This is a genomic window from Pseudomonas sp. BLCC-B112 (genome assembly GCF_028550695.1).
GTDB lineage: Bacteria > Pseudomonadota > Gammaproteobacteria > Pseudomonadales > Pseudomonadaceae > Aquipseudomonas > Aquipseudomonas danubii.
Genome location: NZ_JAQQGK010000001.1, coordinates 825,934 through 840,588, shown reverse-complemented (window position 1 = coordinate 840,588; position 14,655 = coordinate 825,934). Strand labels below are relative to the sequence as shown.

15 protein-coding genes are annotated in these 14,655 nt (G+C 62.0%); 7 read left to right on the top strand and 8 right to left on the bottom strand.

What is annotated here, in order from left to right; all coding sequences use genetic code 11:
- Positions 1–7: 7 nt before the first annotated feature.
- Positions 8–130, bottom strand: a complete 123-nt coding sequence (locus tag PQT43_RS03985) for a hypothetical protein (RefSeq protein ID WP_442962461.1) — start codon at positions 128–130, stop codon at positions 8–10.
- 351 nt (positions 131–481) lie between these two features.
- Here PQT43_RS03985 and PQT43_RS03980 point away from each other — a divergent pair, with 351 nt between their 5' ends.
- The 4 genes from PQT43_RS03980 to PQT43_RS03965 all read left to right on the top strand — a co-directional run bounded on the left by PQT43_RS03980 (position 482) and on the right by PQT43_RS03965 (position 4,630).
- The gene (locus PQT43_RS03980; protein WP_110595107.1) at positions 482–1,480 is read left to right on the top strand and encodes a Bug family tripartite tricarboxylate transporter substrate binding protein; all 999 of its coding nucleotides are present in this window, start codon (positions 482–484) and stop codon (positions 1,478–1,480) included.
- A gap of 75 nt (positions 1,481–1,555) precedes the next feature.
- Complete coding sequence (locus PQT43_RS03975) at positions 1,556–2,089, top strand: tripartite tricarboxylate transporter TctB family protein (RefSeq protein WP_102878772.1); 534 nt, start codon at positions 1,556–1,558, stop codon at positions 2,087–2,089.
- On the top strand, positions 2,086–3,615 hold the full coding sequence (locus tag PQT43_RS03970) for a tripartite tricarboxylate transporter permease (RefSeq protein ID WP_102878771.1): 1,530 nt from the start codon (positions 2,086–2,088) through the stop codon (positions 3,613–3,615). Before PQT43_RS03975 ends, PQT43_RS03970 begins: the two co-directional genes overlap by 4 nt.
- Positions 3,616–3,685: 70 nt before the next feature.
- Positions 3,686–4,630 (top strand): LysR family transcriptional regulator, encoded by a 945-nt coding sequence (locus tag PQT43_RS03965; protein WP_102878770.1) that lies wholly within the window; start codon positions 3,686–3,688, stop codon positions 4,628–4,630.
- A gap of 15 nt (positions 4,631–4,645) precedes the next feature.
- On the opposite strand, the gene PQT43_RS03960 is transcribed toward PQT43_RS03965, so the two are convergent.
- The 4 genes from PQT43_RS03960 to cysK form a co-directional block, all read right to left on the bottom strand.
- Positions 4,646–5,023 (bottom strand): type 1 fimbrial protein, encoded by a 378-nt coding sequence (locus tag PQT43_RS03960; RefSeq protein WP_267269539.1) that lies wholly within the window; start codon positions 5,021–5,023, stop codon positions 4,646–4,648.
- 342 nt (positions 5,024–5,365) lie between these two features.
- Entirely contained in the window at positions 5,366–6,229 is an 864-nt protein-coding gene (locus PQT43_RS03955; protein ID WP_102878769.1) for a DMT family transporter, read from the bottom strand.
- A gap of 352 nt (positions 6,230–6,581) precedes the next feature.
- Entirely contained in the window at positions 6,582–7,520 is a 939-nt protein-coding gene (locus PQT43_RS03950) for an aspartyl/asparaginyl beta-hydroxylase domain-containing protein (RefSeq protein WP_102878768.1), read from the bottom strand.
- A 236-nt stretch (positions 7,521–7,756) separates the two neighbouring features.
- The gene (cysK, locus tag PQT43_RS03945; protein ID WP_102861654.1) at positions 7,757–8,731 is read right to left on the bottom strand and encodes a cysteine synthase A; all 975 of its coding nucleotides are present in this window, start codon (positions 8,729–8,731) and stop codon (positions 7,757–7,759) included.
- Positions 8,732–8,858: 127 nt separating this feature from the next.
- Here cysK and PQT43_RS03940 point away from each other — a divergent pair, with 127 nt between their 5' ends.
- The 3 genes from PQT43_RS03940 (at position 8,859) to PQT43_RS03930 (ending at position 12,115) form a co-directional block, all read left to right on the top strand.
- Positions 8,859–9,935: a DUF748 domain-containing protein gene (locus PQT43_RS03940; RefSeq protein ID WP_272753535.1), complete on the top strand. Its 1,077-nt coding sequence runs from the start codon at positions 8,859–8,861 to the stop codon at positions 9,933–9,935.
- Positions 9,936–10,078: 143 nt separating this feature from the next.
- Positions 10,079–10,924 carry an AAA family ATPase gene (locus tag PQT43_RS03935; RefSeq protein ID WP_272753534.1) on the top strand — a complete coding sequence of 282 codons (846 nt, stop codon included), beginning with the start codon at positions 10,079–10,081 and terminating at the stop codon, positions 10,922–10,924.
- Positions 10,925–10,936: 12 nt separating this feature from the next.
- The gene (locus PQT43_RS03930; RefSeq protein ID WP_102861652.1) at positions 10,937–12,115 is read left to right on the top strand and encodes a vWA domain-containing protein; all 1,179 of its coding nucleotides are present in this window, start codon (positions 10,937–10,939) and stop codon (positions 12,113–12,115) included.
- Between the two features lie 132 nt (positions 12,116–12,247).
- Here the strand turns inward: PQT43_RS03930 and PQT43_RS03925 are convergent, their stop codons facing one another.
- Genes PQT43_RS03925 through PQT43_RS03915 form a run of 3 tightly spaced genes read right to left on the bottom strand, consistent with a single transcriptional unit; the run spans position 12,248 to position 14,615 of the window.
- Positions 12,248–13,165 carry a biotin-dependent carboxyltransferase family protein gene (locus tag PQT43_RS03925; protein WP_272753533.1) on the bottom strand — a complete coding sequence of 306 codons (918 nt, stop codon included), beginning with the start codon at positions 13,163–13,165 and terminating at the stop codon, positions 12,248–12,250.
- Positions 13,162–13,866: a 5-oxoprolinase subunit PxpB gene (gene pxpB / locus PQT43_RS03920; protein WP_265074335.1), complete on the bottom strand. Its 705-nt coding sequence runs from the start codon at positions 13,864–13,866 to the stop codon at positions 13,162–13,164. The genes PQT43_RS03925 and pxpB overlap by 4 nt, the downstream gene beginning before the upstream one ends.
- Positions 13,863–14,615, bottom strand: a complete 753-nt coding sequence (locus tag PQT43_RS03915; protein ID WP_110595101.1) for a 5-oxoprolinase subunit PxpA — start codon at positions 14,613–14,615, stop codon at positions 13,863–13,865. The genes pxpB and PQT43_RS03915 overlap by 4 nt, the downstream gene beginning before the upstream one ends.
- Between the last annotated feature and the right edge of the window lie 40 nt (positions 14,616–14,655).

Sequence of the window (14,655 nt, the reverse complement as noted above, 5' to 3'; positions counted from 1 at the left end):
GTTCAGGCTAGGGGCGCGCATCCACGCCCGGCTCGCAACGGAAGAGCTGTTGCGCATTGCTGTAGAACAGGCGCTGCTGATCGGCCCGTGGCAGATCGGCGACCCTGTGTTTGAAATTGTTGTAATGCATGCAGCGCTCGACTGGGACAGCGCCACGTTGGGGGCACTATCGAGGCCTTGGAGATAACCGTCTAATCAAAACTTGAGATACACCGATAGCTGGAAGATATGCCTACAAGGGATTCAGAGAACTCCGAAGCTCTACGGTATTTTCCAACCAACTTTCACAAAAGGCTCTGAACCGCCTGTTTCAGCGTCTTCCCTGCTGCGCCGCCCCGTCGATCTATAACCCCAGGCTATCGGTGTATCTCATGTTTTGAGTAGACGTCGTGCCACCGGCTTCCCACACTCGGTTCCAGGCTTGCGGCCTCAGGCCACGGACAAGCCACTCATAACAACGACAAGAACCAGAGGCTCTACCATGCGCTCAACCTTCGTTCGTCGCACGTCACGCCTATTGCTCGGCGCCAGCCTGCTCTGCGCCCTGCCCGCCCTGGCCTGGCAGCCGGAAAAGAACGTCGAGATCGTAATCGCCGGTGGCCCCGGAGGCGGTACCGACCAACTCGGCCGACTGATCCAGTCAATCATCACCACCCACAAGCTGCTGGACGTCAACACCGTGGTCCTGAACAAGGGGGGAGGCAACGGCGCAGAGGCCTTCCTTGACCTGAAGATGGCCCAGGGCGATCCAGGCAAGCTGGTGATCGGCACCAACAACATCTACTTGCTGCCGCTAGTGGCCAAACTCGGCTACCAGTGGCAGGAGCTGACGCCGGTGGCCGCCCTGGCCGAGGACGACTTCATCCTCTGGACCTACCAGGACGCGCCCTGGAAAGACGCCAAGGCTTTCTATGAGGCAGTCAAAACCGAGCCGAAGCTGCGCATGGGCGGCAGCCAGTCCAAGGACGTCGACCAGACCCTGACCCTGCTGCTGAACCGCACCATTGGCAGCAAGCTGACCTACATCCCCTTCAAGAGCGGCAGTGAGGCGGCCACCCAGTTGGCGGGCAAACACATCGCCAGCAACGTCAACAATCCCGCAGAAAGCATCAGCCAATGGCGCGGCAATCAGGTCCGGCCACTGTGTGTGTTCAGCCGCGAGCCCATGCAGTACACCGACAAGGTCGCCGGCGAACGCTCCTGGTCAGACATTCCCACCTGCCACTCCCAAGGCCTGGGGATCGACCAGTACCGCTTCCCGCGCACCGTGTTCATGCCCGGCGGGGTCAGTGCCGAGCAGCGGGCGTTCTACGTTGAGCTGCTGCGCAAGGTCACCCAGGCTCCGGAGTTCAAGGCCTACGTGAGCCAGAACGCCCTGGTGCCGACCTTTCTCGAAGGCGAGCCACTGAACGCCTACATCGAGCAGGACACTGCACGGGTGACCCCGGTCTTCAAGGAAGCCGGCTGGCTGCGCGACTGATCCCGCGGGCGGCCCCGCCCCGCCTGAGACTCAGGCAGGGCCGCTGCCGCTCGCCCTTTTTTCGGAGGTGCAAGCATGTCCCATTGCGCAAATTCATCATCACTCCTGGGCACCCGCTGGGTCGAACTCGGGCTGGCCCTGTTCACCGCCCTGATCGGCGCCGCGGTGATGCTCGGTAGCCTCGAACAAGGCATCGGCTGGGGCGACGCCGGCCCCCAGCCTGGGTATTTCCCGTTCTACATCGGCCTGCTGCTCAGTGGCGCCAGCGCCGCCAACGCCCTGCTCACCGGGCTGCGCTGGCACGCCCTGGGCCTGGCCTTCGTCAGCCGCAAGGCGTTCGTCCAGGTGCTCTCGGTGTTCATTCCCATTGCCCTGTTCGTTGCGGCCATGCCGTTCACCGGCATCTACCTGGCCTCAGCGCTGTTCATCGCCTGGTTCATGTGGCGCGACCGGTTGCGGGCCCGGCCTTATGGCAGATGGATGATCGGTGGCGTGTCCTTCGGAGCAGTGCTGGCCAGCTACCTGATCTTCGCCCTGTGGTTCAAGGTGCCGCTGGATGCCGGGCCGCTGGGCGACTGGTTGGCCCTGGCCGGGAGTCGCCTGAAATGAGCGAATTCGACTCCCTGCTGCAAGGCATGAACCTGATCCTCACCCCCGGCCATATCGGACTGATGGTGGTGGGCGTACTGCTGGGTATCCTGGTGGGAGTGCTGCCCGGGCTCGGCGCGCCCAACGGTGTCGCTCTGTTACTGCCGCTGACCTTCAGCATGACGCCGGTGTCGGCGATTATCCTGCTTTCGTGCATGTACTGGGGGGCGTTGTTCGGCGGTTCGATCACCTCGATCCTGTTCAACATTCCCGGTGAGCCCTCATCGGTGGCCACTACCTTCGACGGCTACCCCATGGCCCGCCAGGGTCGGGCGGCCGAGGCCCTGACCGCAGCCTTCAGTTCGGCACTGATCGGTGCCCTCTGCGGCGTGCTGCTGCTGACCTTCCTGTCGACGCGGATTGCCGAGTTCGCCCTGTCCTTCAGCTCACCGGAATTCTTCGCCGTGTACCTGCTGGCGTTCTGCACGTTCATTGGCATGAGCAAGAACCCGCCGCTAAAAACCCTGGTGGCGATGATGCTCGGCTTCGCCATGGCCGCGGTGGGCATGGACACGGTGTCGGGCAACCTGCGACTGACCTTCGACCAGCCGATGCTGATGACCGGCATCAGCTTTGAAGTGGCGGTGATCGGTCTGTTCGGCATTGGCGAGATCCTCTGCACCGTGGAGGAAGGCCTGGTGTTCCGTGGCGAGCACGCGCGGATCACGCCGATGATCATCCTGCGTACCTGGGCGCGCTTGCCGCGCTATTGGCTGACGCTGGTGCGCAGCACCCTGGTGGGCTGCTGGATGGGCATCACACCCGGCGGTCCCACCGCAGCCTCGTTCATGGGCTACAGCCTGGCACGGCGCTTCTCCAGGCACCGCGAGCACTTCGGCAAGGGTGAGATCGAAGGCGTGATCGCCCCGGAAACCGCCGACCACGCTGCTGGTACCAGCGCCCTGCTGCCGATGCTGACCCTGGGCATTCCCGGTTCTGCCACCGCCGCGGTGATGCTCGGCGGGCTAATGATCTGGGGCCTGCACCCGGGGCCGACGCTGTTTGTCGAGCAGCACGATTTCGTCTGGGGCCTGATCGCCAGCATGTACCTGGGCAACGTGGTCAGCCTGATCGTGGTGCTGGCCACCGTGCCGCTGTTCGCCTCGATCCTGCGGATTCCTTTCTCGATCATTGCGCCGATCATCATCATGGTCTGCGCCATTGGTGCCTACTCGGTGCACAACGCCTTCTTCGACGTGGTGCTGATGCTGGGCTTCGGCGCCCTGGGCTACCTGTTCAAAAAGCTCGGCTACCCCATCGCGCCGTTGGTGCTGGCGGCAGTACTGGGAGACAAGGCCGAGGATGCCTTCCGCCAATCGATGCTGTTCTCCGACGGGCAATTGGGGATCTTCTGGTCCAACCCGCTGGTGGGCAGCCTGACCACGGCGGCGCTGATCATGCTGTTCTGGCCCCTGCTGTCTACGGCCTTGCAACACGTGGTCAAGGGCCGCTCGCAGGGTCCGGCCGACAGTCATTCCTCCCCTTGAATGCTACTCCTGGCAACGCCTGGCATTTATTGTCAGGCTTGCCGCTGCCTCTTACTGCGAGCCCGGCCCTATGACCAAGATTCCTGATGCCAACATGATTCACAGTCGCCTGCGTCTGCGCCAATTACGACTGATGCTGGCCCTGCAGGAGTTCGGCTCTCTGCGCCGCGCTGCGGACAACATCGGCATGACCCAGCCAGCCGCGACCAAGATGCTCCATGAGGCCGAGGACCTGCTGGGGGTCGAGCTGTTCGAACGCCTGCCTCGGGGCATGCGCTCCACGCCCTTCGGCGAGACGGTGATCTACTACGCCCAGATGGTCTTCGCCGAACTCAGTGGCATGCGCGAGGAACTGGTAGCCCTGGAATCCGGCAACCTCGGGCGGGTTGCGGTGGGGGCCATTCCAGCCCTGGCCTCAGGACTGCTGACGCGGACCATCGCGACCCTCAAGCAGAGTCACCCCCGGCTGTCCATGAGCATTCAGGTAGACACCAGCGATGTGCTGGTACAGGCGTTATTGCAGGATCAACTGGACATCGTCCTGGGCAGGATCCCCGCTGGCGCACGGGCCGAGGAACTGCTCTTCGACAGCCTGGGTGAAGAGGCCCTGTGCGTGATCGCCGGGGCGCAGAATCCACTGGCACAAGCCACGCACTTGAGCTGGGCACAATTGCAGAACGAAACCTGGGTGCTGCAACAGCATCCCAGCCCCATGCGCTCGATCATCAACCAAGTGTTCCACAACGCCCGGGTCGATATCCCCAGCAGCATCGTCGAGACCACCTCGATCATGACCTTGCTGTCCCTGGTGCAGCAGACCGACATGATCGGTGTTACACCGGTTTCGGTAGTCGAGGACTATCCCGGGCGTCACCTGTTGGCGGTGCTGCCGATCCAGTTCGAGGCGCGGTTGCCGCCCTTCGGGTTGATCACCCGGCGGCACCGCATCCAGTCGTCGGCGATGCAGGCCTTCATGAACTCGGTTCGCAAGGAACATGGGTTGAACCGAGACTGAGTGCCAGCAAGGGGCTCAAGGAACGTTCAGGGTAATCAGGTAGGTGCCGGAGGTTACGGCCTTGCCGGCCTGATCAACAAAGGCATAGTGCTGGTTGTAGTAGCGGCCCTGGGAACCACTGTCGGTCAAAAGCTTGACCTTGACGGCGGAATGATCCGAAGCGCTGACGCTGGCCACGGCTCCCACACGGGCTACGTCGATTGCGGTGCCGCGCGAGCCTTGAGGACACTGGCGTAGGCTAAGCCCTGTGCTGGCGGCGCTGGTGGTGCAATGGCTCTCAACGATACTGCCGGTAAAGCGGATGACCCCCTGTGCCACGGGAGCAGCGGCGAAACAACTGCTCGACAGTCCCAAAAGCAAACCGAAAGCGGTTGAAGCGAACGTTGCGTTCATACTGACTCTCCTTTGTTTAAGGACTATGTCGTCAGTCTAGGTACCGGCTTTAGCTTTTAAGGTTTGTCTGATGGACTAATTTGGAATACCAACAAAAAAGTCTAAGCATCTGGTTATCAAAAGAACCTTGAGGGTTCGCTTCAGTCGCTCATTACGTGCACATACAAGGTTTGAAATCAGACCTTTATTGACCGGCAAAGAACTACACGACGATAGTGGCATCTAGCCACTATTCATGCTTATAGTCGATCATTAATTGAATCAATAATGGGCAAAAGCGACCGAGCATTGCGCTCGGCCGCAGGTCTGGACAACCACCGCGAAGATCGTCGCCCGTAACTATCAGGCGCTCTTACGGAACACGAAGACCAGGCCGACAATGATCAGGCCCATGCCCATCAGGCTCAGCCAGGCCAGACGATTGCCGAAAAAGATAAAGTCCATCAATGCGGTCACCGCCGGTACCAGATAGAACAGGCTGGTGACATTCACCAGGTTGCCCTGAGCGATCAATCGGTACAGCAGCAGTGTGGCCAGTACCGACACCACCAACCCCATCCACAGCAGCGCAATCACGAAGCCGGCGCTGTACTCGAAGTGAAACGGCTGGAACGGCACGAACAGCGCACACAGCAACAGGCCCGCCAGGTACTGCACCGGCAGGGTGCCCAAGGGGTTGTCGGTGATGCGTTTCTGCATGATCGAACCGGCCGTCATACTGACCAGGGCCAGCAGGCCACAGAGCATGCCGGAGACGGATATCCCCGCCAGACCGATGCCCTGGTAGACCACCATGATCAGCCCGGTGAGCCCCAGACTGAGGCCGAACAGGCGGCTCCAGGAACGCTGGCGCTCCATCAGCACCACGGTGAGGATCGGCTGCACCCCCATGATGGTGGCCATGACGCCAGGGGTGACCTTCAGGTCCAGGGCCAGGATGTAGAAGATCTGGTAGGCCCCCAGCAGCACCAGGCCGGTGGCCATGGCAAAGCCCACGGCCCGACGCCCCCGGGGCAGGCGGAGCTTGAGCAAGGGCATCAGCAGCACCAGGCCCATCAGGGCGATGATGAAACGCAACAGCAGGAAGGCAAAGGGCGAAGCCTGGGTCAGGCCCCATTTGGAGAAGATCGCGCCACTGCTCCAGAGCAGGACGAACAGGCTCGTGGAGGCCGCCGCAAGTGCGGACTTTTTGGAAATGAGCAACATGAAAACCACCTGTAATCAGGCAAGAAGCCAATTCAGCCAAGGCTGAAGTTCAGTAGTGTTTGGTTCAGGCGGGCACAGGGAACAGCAGCGATTGCTGATCAGCCCGAAAAGCCAACGCCCGGCGGTGATACGACTGCGTACACCGGCGTGCTACTGACAGGTGGGGGGTACTGACCGATCTGCACAGGCTGCTGATTCCCGCACGGCACGACGCCAGCGTTGACCGCTGAAACCACTACCGCGTTGAGAAGGGAAAAGGCCATGAGCTGATCTTTCTTGAAGGGAAAAAACCATGAGTCGGCTGACTCATCGGGCGCCGAATGTAACCGGCGTCCGATATTCATTGCAAGACTTATCCGAACAACCACTTCCACAAGACCACCAGCACCACCACCGCCAGAACCGGGCGCAGGATGCGGTAGAGCTTGGGATTGCGGCGCTTCCACTGCTTGACCACACCGCTGAAGCTGTCGCTGAAACGCTTGCTCCAGGCATAGGCCTGGTTAATCCCGCCGACGCGCTCGTCATCAAGGTTCTGCGGCGCGGTCGCACGACCCAACTGGGCGCTGACCCAGCGGTTGATGCGCGTCATCAACGGGCTGCTCAACGGCCGTTCGATGTCGCAGAACAGGATCACCCGGGTGGTTTCGGTTTCGTTCTTCACCCAGTGCACATAGGTCTCGTCGAACATCACGTCTTCACCGTCGCGCCAGGCGTACTCCTGACCATCGACAAAGATCCGGCAAGCGTCGGAGTTGGGGGTCGACAACCCCAGGTGATAACGCAGCGAGCCGGCAAAGGGATCGCGGTGCGGGTTCAGGTGGCTGCCACCGGGCAGCAGGGCGAACATCGCACCCTTGACGTTGGGAATGGCGCTCACCAGCTCGACGGTCTTGGGGCACAGCGCGGCCGCCGACGGCAGGGGCTTGTCGTACCACTTGAGGTAGAAACGCTTCCAGCCCTTCTTGAAGAAGGAACCGAAGCCGGCATCGTTGTTCTTCTCCGCCGCGCGGATATACCCCTCATCGAACAGATGCATGGCCTCCTCGCGGATCACTTCCCAGTTATCCCGCAGGATATCCAGCTCGGGGAACTTGCTGCGGTCCAGGTAAGGCTTGGAAGGCACTCCGGAAAACAGATACATCAGCGCGTTGTAGGGGGCAAACAACGCCGAATGGTTGACGAACTGGCGCAGTACCGGCAGACGCGCTTTGCCGCGCAGATGCACGTAAAGGATGCTGCCGACGAACAGCGACAACACCGCGAACTTGGCGGCAAAGGAAAAGCTCATGCAACGACTCCTTGGAAATAGGCACCTGTGCAGGCTGTGTGGGGGAGTGTTCACCCAACCTGGCAGCCGGCAATGATAAACACTCCTGGACCCTGGAAAAACCCGCACGACTCAACATTCAGTGTTAACGGGCGTGCAACAAAGGCGCTTAAGTAGCATAAGCGGCCAGGCCCTTGCCTGATGTAGGTCAGCATTCACCGGCGAGCCGGCGCCTCTCGGCGAATGCCCAGGGTGCGTTACTGCTGGTTTTCCTGCTCGGTGAACAGGTCGCTGAACAGCATGCTCGACAGATAGCGCTCGCCGGAGTCCGGCAGGATCACCACGATGGTCTTGCCCTGCATTTCCGGGGTCTGGGCCAGGCGCACCGCCACCGCCATGGCCGCGCCGCAGGAAATCCCGCAGAGAATCCCCTCTTCCTGCATCAACCGCAGGGCCATGGCCTTGGATTCCTCGTCGGTCACCAGCTCGACCCGGTCGACCATTTCCAGATCCAGGTTCTTGGGCACGAAACCGGCGCCGATGCCCTGGATCTTGTGGGGGCTGGGCTTGATCTCTTCGCCGGCCAGTTTCTGGCTGATGACCGGCGACGTGGCAGGTTCCACCGCCACCGAGAGGATCGGCTTGCCCTGGGTCTTCTTGATATAGCGCGACACGCCGCTGATGGTGCCACCCGTGCCGACCCCAGCCACCAGCACATCCACGGCGCCGTCGGTGTCGTTCCAGATTTCCGGACCGGTGGTTTTCTCGTGGATCGCCGGGTTGGCCGGGTTATCGAACTGCTGCGGCATGAAGTACTTGGACGGATCGCTGGCGAGAATTTCCGCCGCCTTTTCAATCGCGCCCTTCATGCCCTTGGCCGGCTCGGTCAGCACCAGCTCCGCCCCCAGGGCCTTGAGCACCTTGCGCCGCTCGATGCTCATGGACGCCGGCATGGTCAGCATCAGCTTGTAACCACGGGCAGCGGCGACGAAGGCCAGGCCAATCCCGGTGTTGCCCGAAGTGGGCTCGACGATGGTCATGCCCGGCTTGAGCTTGCCGCGACTTTCCGCGTCCCAGATCATGTTGGCGCCGATCCGGCATTTCACCGAATAGCCCGGGTTACGCCCTTCGATCTTGGCCAGGATGGTCACGCCGCGAGGGGCGATACGGTTGATCTGCACCAAGGGCGTATTGCCGATGGAATGGGCATTGTCAGCAAAAATTCGGCTCATGGCTGGGTCCTTATGCAGCAGTGAAGAAGTCCTCAAGGGTATGCCTGGTGCCTTTGAGCGTCCAGTCGCGCCGAACGACTGCGACCCCAGGCAGTCAATGCCTCTATACGGCTGGAGACTGCTGATCATGAAACGTCGTTACCGTTGGCCCCTATGGACCCTGGCCGGCCTGCTGGTCCTGCTGCTGGCCCTGCACTTCACCCTGCCCTATCTGGTGCGCGACTACCTGAATGACAAACTGGCGGACATGGGCGACTACCGTGGCCAGATCAGCGATATCGACCTGGCCCTGTGGCGCGGCGCCTACCGCATCAACGGGCTGAAGATCGTCAAGGTCAGCGGCAAGGTACCGGTGCCCTTCGTCAAGGCGCCGCAGATCGACCTGGCGGTGAGCTGGCATTCACTGTGGTACGACCACGCCGTGGTGGCCAAGGTGCAGTTTGTCCAGCCGGAGCTGAACTTCGTCGATGGCGGCGCCGACAAGCAAGCGTCGCAGACCGGTGAAGGCACCGACTGGCGGGCGCAACTGGGCAAGCTGTTGCCCATCACTCTCGACGAGCTGCGGATCAGCGACGGCAAGATCCACTTTCGCAACTTCAGCTCCACTCCCCCGGTGAACATCGGCGCCACCCAGGTCAATGCCAGTTTCTACAACCTGACCAACGTGGTGGATACCCAGGGCAAACGCGATGCGCGCTTCGACGGCAAGGCCTTGCTGCAAGGCCAGGCCCCCATGGAAAGCACCGCCACCTTCGACCCCCTGAGCAATTTCGAGGACTTCGAATTCCGTCTGCGGGCCCGGGATATCGAACTCAAGCGTTTCAACGACTTCGCCTCGGCCTACGGCAAGTTCGACTTCAATGCCGGACACGGCGACGTGGTGATCGAAGCCCAGGCCGAGAAGGGCCAACTGCATGGCTATATCAAGCCGCTGCTGCGGGACGTGGAAATCTTCAACTGGCAGCAGGACGTGGAGAACCGCAACAAAGGAGTATTCCGCTCGGTATGGGAAGCCTTGGTGGGGGCCGGGGAAAACCTGCTGAAGAACCAGCACAAGAACCAGTTCGCCACCCGGGTAGAACTCAGCGGCAGTGTGCACCGGCAAGATATCAGCGCATTCCAGGCGTTTTTGCAGATTTTGCGCAATGGATTCATCCAGGCCTTCAATGCCCGTTACGAACAACCCAAGCCCTCGACTGACTGAGTCACCCCGTGACGCTCCATTCAGAGACTGAATGGGGCGTCCACGTTCACAGTCGACCGGGCACCGCGTTATAGTCGCGCCATCACTCTCCATTCAATCGATCTGCCCCGGGCAGCTCGCCGTCACCGTTCGAGGAATTGCAGATGAAGTTCGAAGGCACCAGCGCATACGTCGCCACCGATGACCTGAAGCTGGCAGTCAACGCCGCCATCACCCTGGAGCGTCCGCTGCTGGTCAAGGGCGAACCCGGCACCGGCAAGACCATGCTCGCCGAGCAACTGGCCGAATCCTTTGGCGCCAAGCTGATCACCTGGCACATCAAGTCCACCACCAAGGCCCACCAGGGTCTGTATGAGTACGACGCGGTCAGCCGCCTGCGCGACTCCCAGCTGGGTGTGGACAAGGTCCACGACATCCGCAACTACCTGAAGAAGGGCAAGCTCTGGGAAGCCTTCGAATCCGAGGAGCGGGTGATCCTCTTGATCGACGAGATCGACAAGGCCGACATCGAGTTCCCCAACGACCTGCTGCAAGAGCTCGACAAGATGGAGTTCTACGTCTACGAAATCGACGAGACCATCAAGGCCAAGCAGCGGCCGATCATCATCATTACCTCCAACAACGAGAAAGAGCTGCCGGACGCCTTCCTGCGTCGCTGCTTCTTCCACTACATCGCCTTCCCCGACCGCACCACCCTGCAGAAAATCGTCGACGTGCACTACCCCGACATCAAGAAAGACCTGGTCATCGAAGCCCTGGACGTGTTCTTCGATGTGCGCAAGGTGCCGGGCCTGAAGAAGAAGCCCTCGACCTCGGAGCTGGTGGACTGGCTCAAGCTCTTGATGGCCGACAACATCGGCGAAGCGGTGCTGCGCGAACGCGATCCGACCAAGGCCATCCCGCCCCTGGCCGGCGCCCTGGTGAAGAACGAACAGGACGTACAACTGCTGGAGCGCCTGGCGTTCATGAGCCGTCGCGGTAGTCGTTAAGAGGCTGATTCCATGCTGCTCAACCTGTTCAATGAAATGCGCGCGGCCAAGGTACCGGTGTCGGTACGCGAGCTGCTGGACCTGATCAACGCACTCAAGCAGCGCGTAACCTTCGCCGACATGGACGAGTTCTATTACCTCGCCCGGGCGATCCTGGTGAAGGACGAACGGCATTTCGACAAGTTCGACCGAGCCTTCGGCGCCTACTTCAATGGCCTGGAAAAGCTCGATGACCACCTGCAAGCGCTGATCCCCGAGGATTGGCTGCGCAAGGAATTCGAGCGTTCCCTGAGCGATGAGGAACGGGCGCAGATCCAGTCCCTGGGCGGCCTGGACAAGCTCATCGAAGAGTTCAAGAAGCGCCTGGAAGAACAGAAGGAACGCCACGCCGGCGGCAACAAGTGGATCGGCACCGGCGGCACCAGCCCCTTCGGCTCCGGCGGTTTCAACCCGGAAGGCATCCGCGTCGGCGATGCCGGCAAGCGCCAGGGCAAGGCGGTGAAAGTCTGGGACCAGCGCGAATACAAGAACCTCGACGACTCGGTGGAACTGGGCACCCGCAACATCAAGGTGGCCCTGCGCCGGCTGCGCAAGTTCGCGCGCCAGGGTGCGGCGGAGGAGCTGGACATCGACGGTACCATCGACCACACCGCCCGTGATGCCGGGTTGCTGAACATCCAGATGCGCCCGGAGCGACGCAACAGCATCAAGCTGCTGTTGCTGTTCGACATCGGCGGTTCCATGGATGCCCACGTGAAGATCTGCGAGGAACTGTTCTCGGCCTGCAAGACCGAGTTCAAGCACCTGGAGTACTACTACTTCCACAACTTCATCTATGAATCGGTGTGGAAGAACAACCTGCGTCGCGGTTCCGAGCGCACCTCGACCCAGGACCTGCTGCACAAGTACGGCGCCGACTACAAAGTGATCTTCGTCGGTGACGCCGCCATGGCGCCCTACGAAATCACCCAGGCCGGCGGCAGCGTCGAGCACTGGAACGAAGAAGCCGGCTATGTGTGGATGCAGCGCTTCATGGAGAAGTACAAGAAGCTCATCTGGATCAATCCCTACCCGAAAGACACCTGGGGCTACACCGCTTCGACCAACATCGTTCGCGAGTTGATCGAAGACCAGATGTACCCGCTGACCTTGCGTGGCCTGGAAGAAGGCATGCGCTTCCTGTCCAAGTAAGCGGCGCGGGGCCGTCAAGCAAGGCCTTGCGGCCTTTTCGCAGCCTCGCCAAGGCTCGACAGCGGCTACAGGAAATCCCCTGTAGCCGCTGCCGCAGGCTGCGAACGGTCGCGAAGCGGCCGCCTTCAGCCACTACCCAAACCTGCGCAAGAATGCCACCTGCTGCCGATGCGCCGTTTCCTGCACCACCGGCGTCAATCGCACCTCGCTGCCCGGCAAACACTGCGCCAACCGCGCCAGTGACAAGGGGGTCAACGCCCCCAATCGCGGATAGCCGCCAATGGTCTGCCGATCATTGAGCAGGATGATCGGCTGGCCGTCCGGCGGCACCTGGATCGCCCCCAGGGGAATGCCCTCGGAAATCATCGGCCGGCCCTGATACTGCAAGGTCGGTCCCAGCAAGCGCGCGCCCATGCGATCAGCCCGGCTGTCCAGGGTCCAGGTGCTGTTGAAGGCGTCGAACAGGCTCAAACCGCTGAACTGGCCGATCTGCGCGCCCAGAATCACCTCCAGGGGTGCTGCACATTGCCAATCCGGCAACTGCGCGGCCGACAGACTCCTGAGCGCACCGCCAGTCCCCGAGTAACTCAAGGCCCCGCCCTCGCTCAGGGCCCGGCCATGACCATCCGGGCCGCCCAAGGCTTCGCGCAACACACTGGCGCAACTGCCCAGCACCTTGGGCGCGTCAAACCCGCCTGGGGCTGCCAGGTAGGCCCGGGCACCCAAGAAAGGTTGAGTAAAACGCAGGCGCTGGCCCTTTTGCAGGATGAAACTGCGTCCCGGGCTCAAAGGCCGCTCATCGACATATGCCCCCAGATCGGCCCCGGCCAGGGCCAGCAGGCAATAGTCCTCGGCCAACAGGGTGAAACCGCCCAGGGTGATTTCCACCACCGGCGCATCCAGGGCATTGCCCAGCAGCCAGTTGGCCCAGGACATCGACACCCAATCCAGCGCCCCACCCTGGGTCACGCCCAAATGGCGCACACCAAAACGCCCGGCATCCTGCAGCAGGCACAGCGGGGTGCTGGCCTCGATCATCAAGCGGCTCATGCCGACACCTCCAGCGGCGTGTCATCGCCCCCCAGGCGCAGGAACTCGGCCCGCTCCACGGCAGCAAAGCGCACGCGGTCCCCCGGCTGCATCAGGCTGTAGCCTTCGCGCTCGCGATCGAACAGGCGGCTCGGGGTCCGGCCGATCAGGTTCCAGCCTCCCGGCGATACCACCGGGTAAGCGGCGGTCTGCCGTTCGGCGATCCCCACACTGCCCGCCGCCACCCGCTTGCGCGGGGTGTTCAGCCGCGGCGCCGCCAGCGCCTCTTCCACCAACCCCATAAAGGCAAATCCGGGCGCGAAACCCAGGGCGAACACTTGATATTCACGCTGGCTGTGACGCTCGATCACCTCAGGCACCGACAGCCCGCTGCGCCGGGACAACAGCGCGAGTTCCGGCCCGACACTGAGGTCGTACCACACCGGCAGCACATGCTCGCGCCCGGCCTGAGTGGTACTGGGCGCCAGATCGGTCAAGGCGACCGCGATCCGCTGTCGAGCCTCGGACGGACTCAGGGCCAGCAGGTCGTAATGCACCATCAACGTGGTATAGGACGGCACCAGGTCGATCAGAGACTCGCCAAAAGCCCGCCGCAGCCCTTGGGCGGCGGCCAGCATCCAGGGCATGTTGTCCTCGGCGATCACCTCGAACAAGCGCACCATCAGGCAGTCGATGGCGACGACTTCAACCTGTGGCTTCATAGGCCGGACTGCTGGTTCAAGGCCTCGCGAATGCGCTGCACGGCGGCCACCGAACTGGCGTTGTCACCATGCACGCACAGGGTGTCGGCCTGCAGCAGCAAGGCGCTGCCGTCGCTGGCGGTCAGGGTGTCGCCCCGAGCGATGGTCAAGGCCTGCTGGAGAATGGTCTGCGGATCGTGATGCACCGCGCCCGGCAACTGCCGCGACACTAGATGCCCGGCGTTGTCGTAGGCACGGTCGGCAAAGGCCTCGAACCACAGGGTCACACCGTATTCATCGCCCAGGGCCTGGGCCGTGCTGTTATCCCGCGTGGCCATGAGCATCAGCGGCAGTTGCGGGTCGTAGGCCGCCACCGCCTGGATCACCGCCCGCAACTGGGTCGGCTTGGCCATCATGTCGTTGTACATCGCGCCGTGAGGTTTGACATAGCTGACCCGCGCGCCCTGGGCCCGGCAGATGCCGTCCAGCGCGCCGATCTGGTAGTGCAGCAGGTCACGAATCTCCTCGGGCGAATAGCTCATGGAGCGGCGGCCGAAACCGGCCAGATCCTGATAGGCCGGGTGCGCACCGATGCGCACGCCGTTGGCCAGGGCCAGGGCCACGGTCTTGCGCATGATGCCCGGGTCGCCGGCATGGAAGCCGCAGGCAATGTTGGCGCAGTCGATAAAGGGCATCACCTCGGCATCCAGGCCCAGGGTCCAGTTGCCAAAGCTCTCGCCGATGTCGCAATTCAATAACAGGCGGCTCATGGTCAGTGCTCCTGTGGTTCTTGTTGTGGGTCAGCTGCAG